A 16,253-nucleotide genomic window follows, 5' to 3' on the forward strand; every position below is an offset into this window, starting at 1 on the left:
GCTGATGACAGAAGCCGTCTTGAACAGGCTTTTGCAGTCAGCTTTTTGGTTGTTATCTTACCATATACATCATCAACATTATGAAGGAATTAAAATGGCAAATGAGTGCACATAAGCCTTTTTGCCATGAAACCTATATAACTTTCTCTTTATTTTCTCTTTTTTTCACCAAAAAATAAGCAGTAATCAAGGCTGTAATTGGAATTATCAGGGCTACTCCTGTTCCAGCACAAAATATAGTGATCATTTCAGCACTAAATATTTTTGAGTTTACAATTTCTCCAACAGAATAGGATAAATCCTTAAACCATATAAGCAATGCCAAATAGCCTCCAAAGAAGGCAAAAAATAATGTATTCGTAGATGTTCCCAAGATATCCCTCCCAATACTTAATCCAAATGTGAATAAATCTTTCTTGCTAATGGATGGATGGTGAAGAAACATTTCTCGCATGGGAGATGAAATGGCCATGGCTGTATCGATAATGGCGCCAATAGTACTCATAATAATCACTGAAGCTCCAATTTTAACAAAATCTACTCCAATATATAGGGAAAAGACGCTAAGCTCTTCTATTTCTTCTTCACCGAAACCTTGTATCATCGCATTTTCCGTCACAATGACAATAAAAAAGAGTACAATAACAATCGTGATAATAGTAGAAATGAATGCTGTTTTTGTTGTACTGTTCACCTCGTTAATAAAAAATAAATTAATATAACTAATCACCGTACATGCAATCAATGTTACGATATACGGATCATTATTTGGATTTGTCATAAAAATGATGGTGAAAAGTAACACCCCAAAGTTTAGGAATAAAGCAAAAAATGAACGTGCCCCTTTTTTTCCGCCAATCAAGATCATCAATATTAATAGTATAAACGCTAGCAACACTAATACATTCATTATCTTTCCCTCTTTCGATTAATGAAAAAAATGGAGACATATAGACCTATTGGAATAGTTAACACGATTCCAATACCACCAGCTAGGGCACGGGCCAATTCCAATGTGAGGTTCATGGAAAGGGTAAATCCCAATGCAGAATCATTATTCAAATACAAAATAATCATAGGTATGGAGCCACTTATATAGGCAAAAAACAAAATATTTGTCATGGTTCCCATTATGTCTTTTCCAATCTCTAATCCTGAAGTTTTAAGTGCTTTTACTGATATTTGGTTATTCTTTTCATACAACCCAAAAATCGAAGAAGACATGGTAATGGCTATATCCATTACGGCTCCTAAAGAACCGATAAATAACCCTGCCATAAACACCATTTTATAAGGACGAGTGATAAATTGCATCTCTTCATATCGAAGGCCATTTTCGGAAGTCAACCACATAACAAGATAAGTAATGAACAGCGATAAAAAAGTCCCTAACAGTGTCGCAATGACCGCTGCATAGGTTTTTTCATTAAAACCGTTAACGAGTAAAAGGGAAAGGACCGTAAATAGTATGATACTTATACTGCATATCAATACCAAACCAATGTCTGATGTATTCAAATAAAAATCTAATGCATATGACAATAATATGGCATTGACTGCCAAACTTATAATTGAAAACAGGCCTTGCTTTTTTCCAACGATAAGTAATGTCAAGATAAAAACCCATGCTACAATCAACACAAATTTATCCCGTTTTACGTCTTTTATGGTTCCAGTCAACTCTGAATTTCCTTCTGTCTTCGTATCAATCGAAACAAATAAATCATTTCCAACTCGATATTCTTGATCAAAAGCTCCGGATGAGGAATATTCATTCTTTAAATGAATAAGTTTTCCTTTTTCTTCTCCATTCTGTAATTCGGCTATTATACTCTGGGTAAATAGTCGATCTTCATTTTGATACATATCATCCAATTCAGTTGTATTTTCAAGATTTGTTTTAATGACTTTGGCTATTGGAAGTTCATAGAATGAATAATTGTGATGAACAAAGAAAACAGAAGCGAAAAAACAAAGTGCTATGACGGCGTACAAAGAAACATGCTTGTAACCCATTTTTTTAAATTTATTTACGATAACATTCAAAATAAAACCTCCAAATATCGGGTGGCAAAAAAGGCAGGGAGGAGCCAGAATTGACTGACTCCACCCCGCCTTACTAGTATTTGATTGATTGATTTATCTTATCATGAATGGATTTAGTTTGCGAAAACAAAGTCCGATTTACCTCCTTTACGTCTCCCCCGGTAAAACGGGAAAAAGAGATTGAGGTGACATCTGAGGAAAAACAAGCAGAGATTACAATGCAGATAATGAAGACAATCTTACCAGTAACAATCCGCTGACCCAATACTCATTCACGCATAAATGGACATAGAATTTTACCAGATGTTTTGTCTTAACTCTTCTGTTGTCTAGACTTAGCACTCCGTACATATTTAAAAACCACTACTTTGAGTATAATTGAATTAAAATATTCTAGCGAGGTCTATATCTAAATACTATTAGGGATAGCTTCAGGGCCGTTAAGAAAAAGCCCAATTTAAAAAGCCCAATTTCCCACCAAATAAATGAGGAATTGGGCTTCTTATAAAGCGCCTGATACTGAAAAACTTGGAAATATATCAGTTGTTAAATGCTTAACTTGTGATACGGTTCACCGTACCTCACTGAACAGCGTTTTTCACTCCAATTTAACACAGTACTTCAACATTAAATCCTCCGGGCGCTTCTACGTAGAAAGTATATCTGTGTAAATGTTTTGGAGGTTTTACCATGAAACCATCATCCTTCAACTTCTGATTGATCCTGTTAACTTGTTCTTCATTTTCTTGTATGAATCCAACATGAAAAGTCTTGGGGTAATGTACATCGCTTCCTTTCATTAGTGTCAATATGGAACCATCATCATCTTTCATTGCGGCGAACCCATCTCCTCGACTTCCTGCACATGATAAACCAAAGTATGTTTCTAAAAACTCACGTGAAGCTGTAACATCATTAACAGTTAAATTTATGTGATTGATCTTCATTACTTCCCCCAATTTTGGTATTATTATTTTCTCTCGATAAAAAAGTTAATTTCCACAGGCTCGTTGTGATGTTGTTAGTCACTTTGTAATCGGACTTGTTATTTCTCCCTCCCTATTTTGTAAGGTATTCCTTCTTTTTAGTGAAAATGACAGTATCATCTTTCCGATTCAGTAAATAATCATCCAAGTTACCGCAATTCAAGATTTAAAAAGGCCAACCAGTAAAAACTGGCTAGCCTTCGGTGCAACTCAATTACAATATTTTTTCATTTTCAAAGCTAGTGTTTGACTCCACTTTCTTCGCCAATTTAAATTTATAGAATAATATACAGGCTACCAAAAATCCTATTCCATAAAACAGTCCAACTCGTTGAGTAGGGTCAAAGGCAAGGAATACTAGAATCAGCAAACAAAACCCTAAACAGAATAACGGGACAAATGGGTAAAATGGTACTATGTATTGTAAATCTTCCGTTTTACCACCCGCTTTTAAAAACTTCCTTCTAAACATATATTGTGATAAAGCAATTCCCATCCAAGAGATCGTGACGGAGATACCCGCTATGGACATAAGTATCACGAACACAGTATCCGCCGCAATGAAGCTGGTCAATAACGATAGAAGCGAAAAGCATATCGTAAAAAGAAGGGCATTCAATGGCACTTTCCTTTTGGACAATAGACCAAACACCTTAGGTGCCATTCCATCATGGGCCATCGACCAAAGCAAACGCGTGGAAGCATACAGACATGAATTCCCTACAGAAAGAATGGCTGTCAAAATAATGAAATTCATGATACTTGCTGCATAAGGTATCCCCGCTATCTTCATTAAAGTTACAAAAGGACTTTCCAATAAGCCTAATTCCGAAGCAGGGAATATGGCGGAAAGGATGATAATGGACGAAATGTAAAAAACAATGATTCTAAATAGTACGTTTCGAATGGCTTTAGGGATGTTCTCTTCAGGTTTTTCACTTTCCCCTGCCGCAATTCCTATTAGTTCTGAGCCTTGGTAAGAAAATATTACATTCATCATTGTCACAAAGATAATTGTAATCCCGCCTGCTGGAAAAAGACCAGAAGGAGCCAAATTCTCAAAGAATGGGGTTGGACGATCAGATAAAGAGACAAAACCAAAGATGCCAGCGATTCCAATCAATATAAACAAAATCACTGCAACGATTTTTATTCCAGCAAACCAATATTCCGCCTCTGCAAAACCTCTTGTCGTTAATGCATTCAATGTAAATAAAAGCACTATGAACACAGCACACCAAATCCAGGTAGGACTATGGGGGAACCATTGTTTCATCAATATTCCTGCTGCCGTAAACTCAACTCCTGCAGTTGCGGCTGAACCTACGAAATACATCCATCCTAGAGAGAAACCAGCGGAAGGCCCAATATATTCGGCAGCATATTTTTGGAATGATCCAGTAACCGGCATATGAACGGCTAGCTCGCCAAGGCAGACCATGACCATATACAAAATAAGACCGCCGGCTAGATAACCGATCAGGGCTCCTCCTGCCCCCGCTTGGTTAATTGTATAGCCTGCATTTAAAAAAAGGCCTGTACCAATTACGCCGCCAAGTGAAAGCATAAATAAATGGCGTCTTTTCATCGAGCGTTGCAGCTGATCATTATTCTCCAGTCCATACCCCATATAATCACGTCCTTATTTTATCTATTAGCCTATGCCTTCTCCCAAACCATCTTAGAACCTCAATGAGAGACAACTAAGGCCGCCATCTTGTTTTTGAAATTCCGACATTTCCACTTCAATTACTGTGTATCCCAAATCTTCAATTTTTTTCTTTGTACCATCAAACCCTTTTGGGACAATAACGCAGTCGTTCATTCTGACGCAGTTACCCGAATATTCTTCTTCCTCTTTTACGGTGATTTGATTAAAGCTAGAAAAAGCTTCGTGATTAATGAATTCCCCGGCCACTAATAAATTATTGTCTCCCAGGTAATTGACACCCGTTTTTAAATGAAAGAATTTCTTAAGGGGAATGATGGTCGTATCATAACCATACTTACCCATGATATCTTTGAACTGCAGAGCACCTGCTTCATTCGTTCTGGTTGAAAGGCCAACATAGAAGTGATTTTCAACTTGCATTACATCTCCGCCATCCAACATACCCGGTGATTGAATATATTCGATTGTTTCATAAAAGTCCTTTAAAACTTCTTTCATTTCAATAATTTCACCATTACGGCTATCTGCACCAGGATTGGTTACAAGTGCACATTTTGGGGTCAACACTGCAGTATCTTCTACAAACGTAGAATCAGGGTATCTTTCATCCGATTCGAGAACGGTCACTTTCACACCGCAGCGTTTTAATGCTTCTACATAAGCTTCGTGTTGTACAAGCGCTTTTTCATAATCCGGGTTTCCTAAATCCGATGTTGTTAAGCCATTTACAAAACTCTTTCCAATCTTTCTTACAATCGCGTGATTAAACATATATATTCCTCCTAAATAGGTAGTTTATCTTTTTAAAATGTGGAAAATTAACTTTTTTGCTCCTGCCGTACTTTAAATGAAGTTTCTTGTATTCCAGAAGCGGAAATTATAGATATATAGACATGATAGAGAGAAGAGACAACCGAATTCCTCTCTTAAACTATAACGGGTGCCTCTTCTTAGCCCATGCTTTCTCAATTATTTGAATGACTGCACAATTTATCCGCTATTCCTACAAAATATCTTACTCCATACCCTAAAGCCCTCTCATCGATTTTAAATTTAGGATGGTGTAAAGGATAAGCTTTTCCAAACTCATTATTATGGACGCCTAGAAATTGCATGGAAGAGGGAACGATTTCGGAAAAAGCCGAAAAATCTTCTGTTCCAAACATGGGATCATCAACCTTGATGATGTTATTCTCTTCAAAAATGCCTTCCATGACCGTTATTGAAATATCAACAGCAGCTTTATCATTTACCACTGCTGGATACCCTAAATACCAAGTAATTTCACATTTTGCCCCATGCGCTTCCGAAATTCCCTTAACGATTTGCTCAAGATGCTCCCTTGCTTTCACTCGGCTATCAGAGTCCAAGGAACGAATGGTACCACCGATTTCCGCATATTCTGGTATGACATTGAGCGCACTTCCGGAATGGAACTGAGTGACTGAAATGACTGGTGTCCTAAGTGCTGAAATTTTTCTGGAAACGATATGTTGAATATTCGTCGTAATTTCTGCACCAATGATCAGCGGATCTACCGTTAATTCAGGAGTCGACGCATGACCGCCCTGACCAATAATTTTAATTTCAAAATCATCGGCGGCAGCACAGAATACCCCTTCCCTTACACATATTGTTCCTGTTCGTTCATAAGGAGTAACATGCAGTGCAAATGCATAATCCACTCCTTCCATGACCCCTTTTTTCACCAATTCCTGAGCTCCCCCAGGAAGTACCTCTTCTGCGTGTTGGAAAATAAACCTGATTTCTCCATCAATTGCATCTTTTTTCCCGGAGAGGACTCTAGCAGCACCTAATAACATCGCAGCATGTGCATCATGTCCGCATGCATGCATAACCCCAGGATTTTTTGATTTGAATTCAATTTCTGCTTCCTCTTCAATCGGGAGAGCATCAATATCTGCACGAAAAGATATGGTATTCGATTTTCGGGCAGATTTTTTTGTTCCTTTAAGAACCGCTAAAACACTCGTTTCGGTTGGTCTCGTCACTTCCAATCCTGAAAAGGTTTTTAATTTCCTGTAGATAAATTCAGAAGTCTGGTGCTCCTGATATGAAAGCTCCGGATTTTCGTGAAAATGACGTCTCCATGAAATCACTTCATCCACAACCGTCTCCTGTATTGTCTTCATCATAAACGCCTCCCTGTAGTGCCAATATTCAGATTTTTCAGATCCTTAAAAAGGGCCATACTGTATGCTTTGAGCAATGATCAAAAAGATAATCGCTATCGCAAACTGAATCAGAAGATATGGAAACACCCATTTTACCCATTTCGTAAATGATATGCCTGCTACTGCCAATCCAGCCAATAGTACTCCAGAAGTCGGAAATATCATATTCGATATCCCATCCCCTAATTGGAAAGCTAATACTGCTGTTTGTCTTGTCACACCCATTAAATCCGCTAATGGAGCCATGATCGGCATCGTCAATGCAGCTTGCCCACTTCCGGATGGTACAATGAAGTTAAGAAATAATTGGACAATGAACATTCCGATTGCATTTATGGCGGGAGGAAGTTGTTCAACCAATCCTGCAGCATAATATAAAATAGTATCCAGCAATCCGCCACTTGTAATGATGACTAGGATTGTCTGCGCAACTCCTATTATCAATGCCCCGGAAACCATATCGCCTGCTCCTGAAATAAAACCATTAGCCATCTTGGATGGAGTTAAGCCTCCAATTATGCCCATAATGATCCCGCTTAATAAAAACAAGCCGCCAATTTCACTTATATACCATCCTAATTTAATAACTCCATATACTAATAGGATGAAATTCACCAATAAAATAATTAAAGCGGCGCTATGTCTTTTACTTATCCTAAAGTTTTTATCAAAATGTGCATGATCTTCACGCCTGAATTTCCCATACTCCCCCAGTTCAGGGTTTCTTTTAACCTTCATTGCATGGAAATAGATGTACAATACTGTAACGACATAAAACACTGCAAGAAGAGCGATTCGCAACCCCATTCCCGAATACATGGGCAGTTCTGCAATGCTTTGGGCAACTCCTACATTAAAAGGGTTCGTAATGCCCGAAATGAATCCAGTCGCCAATGTCCCAAGCATGACGATCGCAAAACCCGTAAGTGCATCAAAGCCTAATGCAATCGTCATCGGAACAATGATTGCGATATAAACTAATGCATCTTCAGCAGATCCGATCAGTGTCCCTAATGAAGCGAAGATCAATACCATCAACGGAATAAGCAATTTCTCTTTTGTTCCGAATCGGACAGCCACAAACTTAATGAAAGCATCCAGTGCTCCTGTTGCCTGCATGATTCCCAATGCTCCGCCAAACAAAAAGACGAACAAGATAATTGATGCTCCTTCAATCATCCCTGCGTGAATACTGCTGAACATTTCCAATAATCCCACTGGTGTTGATTCAACGAATTCAAAGGAAGTTGGATCGACTACACTTCGGCCATCCTTTTCAATTCTTTCATATTGTCCTGCAGGTAAGATATAGGTTAAAACCGTCACTATTACAATTACGATAAACATTAAGACAAAAGGATTAATCCCTTTTTCCGGTAACTCCGTTAGTTGGTTAAGTGGCTTATTATTCTGATTAAGCGGCTCGGAAGTGATTTGACCATTAGGCAGGTCATTCATATAAATACCCCCAGTTAAAGTTTTATATTAATCCAGTTTCCCTGTCGGACCATCACTTCTCAACCAAACACTTAAACATACTCTTTACTAACTTCTCCAGCATAACGGGCGTATGGACGAAGGCACTATCGATGTGAAGGCGCTCAGTACGCTGGTGGGCATCCTTGCCGAATGGACCCACATTAAGCACGGGTGCCTGAAGTTTTTGCATATCAGCAAAAGGAATGCTGTAAGTATCGCCCCAGACAGGTGTATTTTTTTCAAAAGCCGTCCAGCCATCAGATTCATCAGTATATTGAACATAGCTTAAATCGCAAAGGCCATTAAAATAATGAATTTGGCTGACTTCTTCATCAAGCATGTTGGCAGTTTCCTTCATTAATTTCACAGATTCGATGATAAGCGGATCATCGGACGTATTGACGGCTGGATAATATGGCGGTGCGAACAGCAATACAATGGCGGGTGAAAGCTCCTGACATTGTATCATCAATTTTTCAGCAATCCTAAATGATTTTTCCCGCTCATCCAAATCCATGTTTCCTTTAACTTCACTCTTTATTTGCTCAACAAAACTGCCGCCAAATTTGCCCTCCGCATATGAAAGTAACTTTTCGTAGCGCAATACTTGTACGTCACCTACACCTTCAATATGTTCACGCAGACAAAGAGCTTTATAAGATTCATTGCATTTCATCGCTGCTTCGTTTGCTACCTGCTCGAATAAATCCATTATTTCTGCAGCTGTCCTTTTCATAATGAACACATTATAAAGCGCTGCTGCACGATAAGGTGTCTGTGTTGAATATTGTAGTTTCAGATCTTTTTGCTGTAGCGATACTGGTAAAGGTGTTTCCTCGCCAAGATCACTTTCCTGAAAAAGAGTGTTCCACTCCATGAGCTGCGTGAGGAATGAGGCTATATAGTTAGCCGTTATGCCCTTTAATGGCTCACCCACATGAGTTTCTTTCCCATAAAAAAGGGCAGCGGGCATGATTTTCCCCAAGGTTCCGGAATAAATATAATGGCTATTATCGCCCGGCTTCTGTGAAAAGGAAGGTTCACTATTAAAAAACATTTTATAGGAAAGGTCATATTTATCACGTAAAGACACAAGTTCTTTAACTGCAGCCCTCATTCCCGCAGAATTCACTTCCTCATCAGGAACGGTTAACAGCAGGAGATTGATCGGCCATTTTTCAATGCTTGCCTTTTCGATGATAGCCATATGAAGGGCAAGCCCCATTTTCATATCCATTGTTCCTCTACCAAACAAGTACTTTCCTGATTCAAGATCAATGCGCGCTTCCTCCGGCAGATCATCTTTTCGGTCATGAAGTTTTTTTGTGAGCTCCTCCGGCTGAAATGCAAGAGTCTCAAGATCACCGTATTCTTCAGTATGAACCGTATCAAAATGGCTGATTAATACAACGGTCTCCTTGCTATCGGGATGTTTATAAAAGGCATTGACAAAATTCCTCCCTAAATCAGCCTCGTGAAGCGATAAGTACGCCGGATTCCTTTTAAAATATTCAAGCTCCCTCAATTTCTCTTGAACCTTATAAGGAAACGTGCGTTCCCCCAATGTAAGAGTACGGCTTTCCCAGCTAACAAGTTCACATAACAAAGCACGGAGCGTTTCTGGAGTACCCCATAGTAATTGACTCATTGAAATCCCCTTTCCGATTTTCATCAAATATTAGAGTAATAGCAGGAAGGAACACTTAACGGAAATTCCCGATATATAAAACCGCAGTGACAAACAGCTCAATCCACCGTCCTGATTTTGTAAATACGGCTTTTTTAGCTCAATCGTTTTTTTATCCAGCTTCATTCAATTGACGGGCCGTCTCTTCATATCCCTTCGGAACGATCACAAAGTCATATTTCCAAAGCTTTCACGTAGACGCATCTATTTCATTACTTTTCCATAATCAGGCGTGCAAAGGTCGGATGCCGTTAATCCATTTACATAGCTTTTTCCTGGTGTTTTTACAATTATCAATCCCCCTTTGTACGCACCACCGGGCAGGTTAAACAAGTTGGACCGCCAGTGCCTTTGTAACTGATTTCAGTTCCTTTGTATTCATAAACCGTTGCCCCGGCATCAAGAAGCTGTTGCTTCGTGTAAGCGTTACCAGTAGATATAACGCAAACCCGCGGAGCGATGGCAAGCACATTACAGCCCAAGTTCAAGTACTCATCAACCGGCACTTCGATAAGCTGAATGCCTCGTTCAATAAGCAGTTTTCTGAAAAATACAGGCATAAGGCGGGAATGAACTACGGCTAAATCATGGTCGACTAGGCTGATGAAAGACATAAGATGGAGACACTCTCCCTCTCCTTGATCATGCGGCAGCTGAACTACGATGAAATCATCCACAAGATGTGCGGTCATTTCCTTTAATTGCCGAATGGCTTCTGCGTTTGTACGATAACCATGTCCGACAACCAGGGTTTTATCATCAAGCCAAATGATATCACCGCCATCCGCGACCGCATCACCCGTTAAATACCCTATAATCGGGATGTTCTTTTCCTTACAAAATTCCTTGTATACATTAGCTTCAGGCTGCCTCAATTCTTTCCCTGACTTTAAAATAATGGCCCCTTGGCTTGTGAATTTGACCGGGTCATGCGCATATAAGGAGTCAATCCCGACTACCGAAGATGCTGGCAAATAATCGATGTTTGGAACATATTTCTCCAAAATGGAAATAAAGTCACCATACTCTGTTAGCGCTTCGTTGAAATCTGGCTCTTCCGCAAAGTTGAAGTTCCGCCATGCTTGGCTTAAATGCTCTTGACTAATAAAAGCTTCTTTCGGATGTTTTACAATGACACGTTCCAATGGTTTGTACATGGACGAACAATATGTCACTGCCTCCCCCTCCTTTTCCGTATATCGGAAAACGTTTCCGCCAATAGGAATTTTTCTTTTATTATAAAATTAGTTTTGGTATAATGTCAATATGTTTTAAATATTCAAATAAATCAGCGTTATATACAACTTGGAATGAAAGATAGGTGGTTTGTTTATGCAATCGATCGACCGTGCCATGAACGTTATAAAGGTGCTGGTTTCCAATTCATCGGAAAACTGGCTGTCAATTACGGAACTTTCTCAAGAGTGTGATCTTCCTGTCAGCTCCATGCATCGTTTGTTAAAAGCGATGTCCTTGCATGGATTAATCCAACAGGACGGGCAATCCAAACAATATGGTTTGGGGAATATTTGGCTCGAATACGGTTTACGTATGTATGACAAAATGGATTACATCAGCCAAATAAGGCCTGAACTGGAAAGACTGATGAACAAAGTGGAGGAAAGCGTCTATCTTAGCCAGCCAATCGGAATGGAATCACTCGTTATCGAACGAATCGACAGTGAAAAAAGCCAAATCCGGGTTTATGACCAGCTTGGCTCACGAGTTCCTATGCATATTGGGGCCGCCAATAAAGCGATGCTAGCCTATATGCCATATAAACAAGCGAAAAAAATTGTAGATGCTCTTCTGCCAACTCAAGAAAGAGCAGCTTTTTGGGATATATTGCAAGAGACTAAAATGAAGGGACATGGAATCAGTCACAGTGAACGAACAGAAGGAACATGTTCTGTTGCCGTGCCGATATTGAACCATTTTGGGGAAGTTCACGGTGCGGTGAGCATAGGTTTTGTCAGCTTTAACCTGACAGAAGAAAGACTTGATTTCCTCATTAAGAATGTGATGGAAACTGGCAATCGGGTTTCTGCAAAATTAGGGTATAGGGGATCATGAATAAGCGAGCAGTGGTGGATTATCGGATAAGCCGAAAAAGAAGATGAATCATTTCATCTTCTTTTCGTTTTTATATTAATCGCTGCCGGTCACGAATAAATCTTCCCTGAAATAGGCGAGGACCTCGCCGGCCACCACAGGTTCGCCCTCCAATACCTCCAATGATTCTATCTTTCCGCTGACACCAATATCAATGATTTCCACACATCCATCTGCCTTCTTAATCTGAAATAATTGTTCCCATTCGTAAAATCTGGAATTTTTGGATATTGAAATTTTTTCAATCCTGCCATCACAAGGGCTTAGAATCACATCTACGTACATTTACATCATTCCTTCCTTCAGTATTCTTCAAAATGAAATGGGGATTGTAACACTAGCTTGAGAAAGTTTTGAAACTCAGGTATATCCTCTTGTTCAATGCCCAGGGTCGGAGCCCAGTATTGATCTAAATTAATATCATTGGCACAAAGCAGGATCATTCTTCCGCTTTGCATGGAAGTCACCATTGCTTTACCGAAAAACTGGCCCGAATATACAATGGTCACATCATATCTATAATCTTGTGACAATAAGCAATAATGATGAATAGCCTGGTTTTCTTTATTTTCGGAAAGAATATCAAAATTCAACGGATTGCCTCCTTTCTAGTAAGCCCTAATTCGTTCAGAACCTGACCCAACCTCGAAGCTGGGATGCTTCAGCTATTTTGCGAATCCCTTCAATATAAGCCGCCACTTTCATGTTCACGGAATATTTTTGTGAAGTATGGTAGACATTCAAAAAGCTGGCCGTTATCTTTTCCTTCAATCGTTCATCCACAAGCTCTTCCGTCCAGTAATAGCCTTGGTTGTTCTGGCACCATTCAAAATACGAGACTATCACCCCTCCTGAATTCGCCAAAATATCCGGGACTAGCACTATACCTTTATCATCAAGAATCTTGATTGCTTCCTTTGTGGTCGGACCATTTGCTGCTTCAATCAGGATTTCACATTTTAGTCGTTTTGCATTATCCTTATTCACCACTCCGCTAATAGCTGCGGGGATCAGCACATCACACTCTTTTTCCAATAATTCTTGATTGGATATTGAATCTTTGTATAAGTTCGAAACGACCCCAAAAGAGTCCCTGTTCTCCAAAAGGTAAGGAATGTCCAAACCATTCGGATCATATAAACCTCCAAGCTCATCCGCTATTCCGACAACCTTGGCCCCCATTTCATGTAAATACAATGCTAAATGACTGCCAACATTCCCGAATCCCTGGATGATTACCCGCATGCCTTCAATAGGAATCCCCTTTAAATCACAAATCATTTGAAGGGTATATAATACGCCCTTGGAAGTGGCCTTTTCCCTGCCCTTCGATCCTCCTAATCTCAGAGGCTTTCCTGTAATGAAGCCAGGTGAATCGAATTCCCTGATGTGATCATATTCATCCAGCATCCAGGCCATGATTTGTGAATTCGTATACATATCTGGTGCCGGAATATCTTTTGTAGGGCCCACTATTTGACTTACTGCCCTGACATACCCTCTGCTTAATCGTTCAAGCTCAGATGAACTCATCTGTCTGGGATCACACACAATGCCGCCTTTTGCCCCTCCGTATGGAAGATCGGTTATTCCGCATTTCAAGCTCATCCATCCGGCCAATGCCTTAACTTCTTCAGGAGTGACATCCGGGTGAAACCGGATCCCCCCTTTCGTTGGACCGGCTGCATCATTATGTTGAGCACGATACCCTTGAAACATCCTTGTCTCGCCATTATCCATTTGAATAGGAATACAGACTTCCAGAAAACGCATTGGCGCTTTCAGAAAATCAAAAACCTGCTCTGGATAGTCCAAAACATGAATCGCTTCTTTTAAGATATCCTGGAATTCTTGCAGTGGATTATCCAATTGACGTTTTTCAATAACCTTAATTTTCTCTGTCATTTTTGCACCTCACTTTTATTCTTATTACTTATTAAGCAACTTTCATGCCAGTTTTGAAGATATTGTATGAATAGCACCATACCGCCATTTGCCCTCATCAATATCACACATACAATCATCAGGACATATGTATTAATTCATAAGCAATTCAGATTTGCATATGTAACAAGTTATGATTAAATACATAAAAAAACGCATCCTAATCGGATGCGTCAGTCGGTGACAAACTAGATGAAAATAGAGTTTGTCTACAGTCATTTAAGGGGTTGCACTAAGTTCATCGCACATTCAACAATATTTTAAGTCCCTCGTTGTCCGGGGTGAGAGTAACCTCCTTTGCCGACTGTCTGCCAATCCGCATCAAAACAAGTGTCTCCGGGGTCTCGGCTAGCCAGTAATTCGGCAGGAGTCTCGCAAATTTATTCAATCCAGCGAGTTTTCATCATATAAAACAGTAAAAATACATAAAGGATAACCAATGATTTTGTTTTAAAAATGCGGTAAAAATCCATTTGCTATTAGTTTGTAACAAAAGGAGTTCTATCCAAATTTTTAAACATATTTGATTGGAGCGGGTGTGCGAGACTCCTGCGGGAATAGCGAGTCCAAGGGAGACCCCACAGGCGCAAATGCGCCGAGGAGGCTCCCGGACCGCCCGCGGAAAGCGAGTGCCCTACGTTCCAATCAACGTCCAAATTTGTACAAGTAAAAACTCATAGCTGAATTTCTTCAACTTGGTATTGGGGCGGTGCCTTCCTGAATGCCTTTGTGATATATAATAGATAACAAAAACCAATAATGAACCAGCTTGTCCCCATTATTAGGGAACTTGTCTCAAGGTTGACCCAAAGAATTCCAATTGCGATAGCTCCAATTAAAGGCATAATTAAGTATTTAATACACCCCTTTATCGTTCGATGCTTCTTTTCCCGAATAATAAAATGGCTGATCACTGACAGATTTACAAAGGTAAATGCCATTAATGCACCAAAGTTGATCAGTGACGTTGCTGTCACTAAATCAAAGAATAAAGCCGACAATGAAATGACTCCGACTATGAGTACATTAATGGCTGGTGTTTTCCACTTAGGGTGAATAAATCCAATCCATTTTTCCGGAAACACTTTATCGCGGCCCATAACATACAAAAGACGGGAAACGCTGGCATGCGATGCTAGTCCCGAGGCTAGCGTATTTACGAAAGTCGTACAAAGAAAAATGGATTGAAATAGCTTCCCGCCTACATAAAGGGCGATTTCCGGTAATGCAGCATCCGGTTCCTTAAAACGGGATATATCCGGAAAAAATAGCTGAATAAAGAATGATGCGGTAATGAAGATGATTCCACCCCAAAGTGCAGTTAAAAATATCGCTTTTGGTATTGTTTTTTTCGGATCCGGCGTTTCCTCAGATAGTGTCGTTACCGCATCAAATCCCAAAAAGGAAAAACAAAGGATCGTAGCCCCGGTTATTATTGCCGAAAAGTCCATTCCTTCTTTTACGAAAGGCATTAATGTAAACACTTCTCCTGTACCTTCTCCATTATTCAAACCTTTGACAACAAGAATGATGAACACTGCCATGATGGCAATCTGAATTAAAACAAAAAGCGCATTAAAGTTAGCAAGTACATTGACGCTCCTGAGATTGAGAATGGTGACGATTGCCACGAACACTACTACCCAAATCCATGTAGGAACTCCTGGAAATAATGCTGTCAGATAAATTTTGGTTAACAATGCATTGACCATAGGTAAAAACAAATAGTCTAACAACGAAGACCATCCTACCAGGAATCCTAAATGCGGGTTTATGGCCTTTTGCGTATAAGTGTAGGCAGAACCTGCAGCAGGAAAAACCTTTACAAGTTTTCCATAGCTGGCAGCTGTAAAAAGCATCCCCACCAATGCAACGATATAGGCAGTCGGCACATGGCCTCCCGTAATCCCAGATACAATGCCGAATGTATCAAATACGACCATGGGGGTCATATATGCTAACCCCATCATAACGATTTGCCATAATTTCAGTGATCTTTTCAATGTAACCTCATTTTCCACCTATCATTCCTCCTTGAAACCGCTTTCAAACTTGTTGGTTCAATTTCTTTACTAGATTAATCTCATGCCTCCCTCTTTTATAAAAGTTTTACCTGTATACCTTAATGCAAT

14 protein-coding genes are annotated in these 16,253 nt (G+C 39.7%); 1 reads left to right on the forward strand and 13 read right to left on the reverse strand.

What is annotated here, in order from left to right; genetic code table 11:
* Positions 1–133: 133 nt before the first annotated feature.
* The 9 genes from OSJ91_RS16930 to OSJ91_RS16970 all read right to left on the reverse strand — a co-directional run bounded on the left by OSJ91_RS16930 (position 134) and on the right by OSJ91_RS16970 (position 11,222).
* A complete protein-coding gene (locus tag OSJ91_RS16930) occupies positions 134–910 on the reverse strand; it encodes a YibE/F family protein (protein WP_350299264.1) in 777 nt (258 codons plus the stop codon).
* Positions 910–2,046: a YibE/F family protein gene (locus OSJ91_RS16935; protein ID WP_485890113.1), complete on the reverse strand. Its 1,137-nt coding sequence runs from the start codon at positions 2,044–2,046 to the stop codon at positions 910–912. The genes OSJ91_RS16930 and OSJ91_RS16935 overlap by 1 nt, the downstream gene beginning before the upstream one ends.
* Positions 2,047–2,654: 608 nt before the next feature.
* Positions 2,655–2,993: a VOC family protein gene (locus tag OSJ91_RS16940; protein WP_350299265.1), complete on the reverse strand. Its 339-nt coding sequence runs from the start codon at positions 2,991–2,993 to the stop codon at positions 2,655–2,657.
* Between the two features lie 253 nt (positions 2,994–3,246).
* Complete coding sequence (locus OSJ91_RS16945) at positions 3,247–4,662, reverse strand: amino acid permease (protein WP_485890114.1); 1,416 nt, start codon at positions 4,660–4,662, stop codon at positions 3,247–3,249.
* 51 nt (positions 4,663–4,713) lie between these two features.
* Positions 4,714–5,475 (reverse strand): dimethylarginine dimethylaminohydrolase family protein, encoded by a 762-nt coding sequence (locus OSJ91_RS16950; protein WP_350299267.1) that lies wholly within the window; start codon positions 5,473–5,475, stop codon positions 4,714–4,716.
* Between the two features lie 194 nt (positions 5,476–5,669).
* Positions 5,670–6,857, reverse strand: a complete 1,188-nt coding sequence (locus tag OSJ91_RS16955) for an amidohydrolase (RefSeq protein ID WP_350302900.1) — start codon at positions 6,855–6,857, stop codon at positions 5,670–5,672.
* A 45-nt stretch (positions 6,858–6,902) separates the two neighbouring features.
* Positions 6,903–8,246, reverse strand: a complete 1,344-nt coding sequence (locus OSJ91_RS16960) for a YfcC family protein (RefSeq protein WP_434547795.1) — start codon at positions 8,244–8,246, stop codon at positions 6,903–6,905.
* 163 nt (positions 8,247–8,409) lie between these two features.
* Positions 8,410–10,026, reverse strand: a complete 1,617-nt coding sequence (locus tag OSJ91_RS16965; protein WP_350299269.1) for a M20/M25/M40 family metallo-hydrolase — start codon at positions 10,024–10,026, stop codon at positions 8,410–8,412.
* Positions 10,027–10,358: 332 nt separating this feature from the next.
* Positions 10,359–11,222, reverse strand: a complete 864-nt coding sequence (locus tag OSJ91_RS16970) for a dimethylarginine dimethylaminohydrolase family protein (RefSeq protein ID WP_485891919.1) — start codon at positions 11,220–11,222, stop codon at positions 10,359–10,361.
* A gap of 175 nt (positions 11,223–11,397) precedes the next feature.
* Here OSJ91_RS16970 and OSJ91_RS16975 point away from each other — a divergent pair, with 175 nt between their 5' ends.
* Complete coding sequence (locus OSJ91_RS16975; RefSeq protein ID WP_485890115.1) at positions 11,398–12,138, forward strand: IclR family transcriptional regulator; 741 nt, start codon at positions 11,398–11,400, stop codon at positions 12,136–12,138.
* Positions 12,139–12,213: 75 nt separating this feature from the next.
* Here the strand turns inward: OSJ91_RS16975 and OSJ91_RS16980 are convergent, their stop codons facing one another.
* The 4 genes from OSJ91_RS16980 to OSJ91_RS16995 form a co-directional block, all read right to left on the reverse strand.
* A complete protein-coding gene (locus OSJ91_RS16980; RefSeq protein ID WP_137019971.1) occupies positions 12,214–12,462 on the reverse strand; it encodes a biotin/lipoyl attachment domain-containing protein in 249 nt (82 codons plus the stop codon).
* A 17-nt stretch (positions 12,463–12,479) separates the two neighbouring features.
* On the reverse strand, positions 12,480–12,770 hold the full coding sequence (locus OSJ91_RS16985; RefSeq protein WP_413018585.1) for an SAV0927 family protein: 291 nt from the start codon (positions 12,768–12,770) through the stop codon (positions 12,480–12,482).
* 34 nt (positions 12,771–12,804) lie between these two features.
* Positions 12,805–14,082, reverse strand: coding sequence for a Glu/Leu/Phe/Val family dehydrogenase (locus OSJ91_RS16990; protein WP_485890116.1), 1,278 nt, complete (start codon positions 14,080–14,082; stop codon positions 12,805–12,807).
* Between the two features lie 713 nt (positions 14,083–14,795).
* Complete coding sequence (locus OSJ91_RS16995; protein ID WP_350299273.1) at positions 14,796–16,142, reverse strand: APC family permease; 1,347 nt, start codon at positions 16,140–16,142, stop codon at positions 14,796–14,798.
* Between the last annotated feature and the right edge of the window lie 111 nt (positions 16,143–16,253).

The sequence above is a fragment of the Bacillus sp. T-10(2022) genome (genome assembly GCF_056502895.1).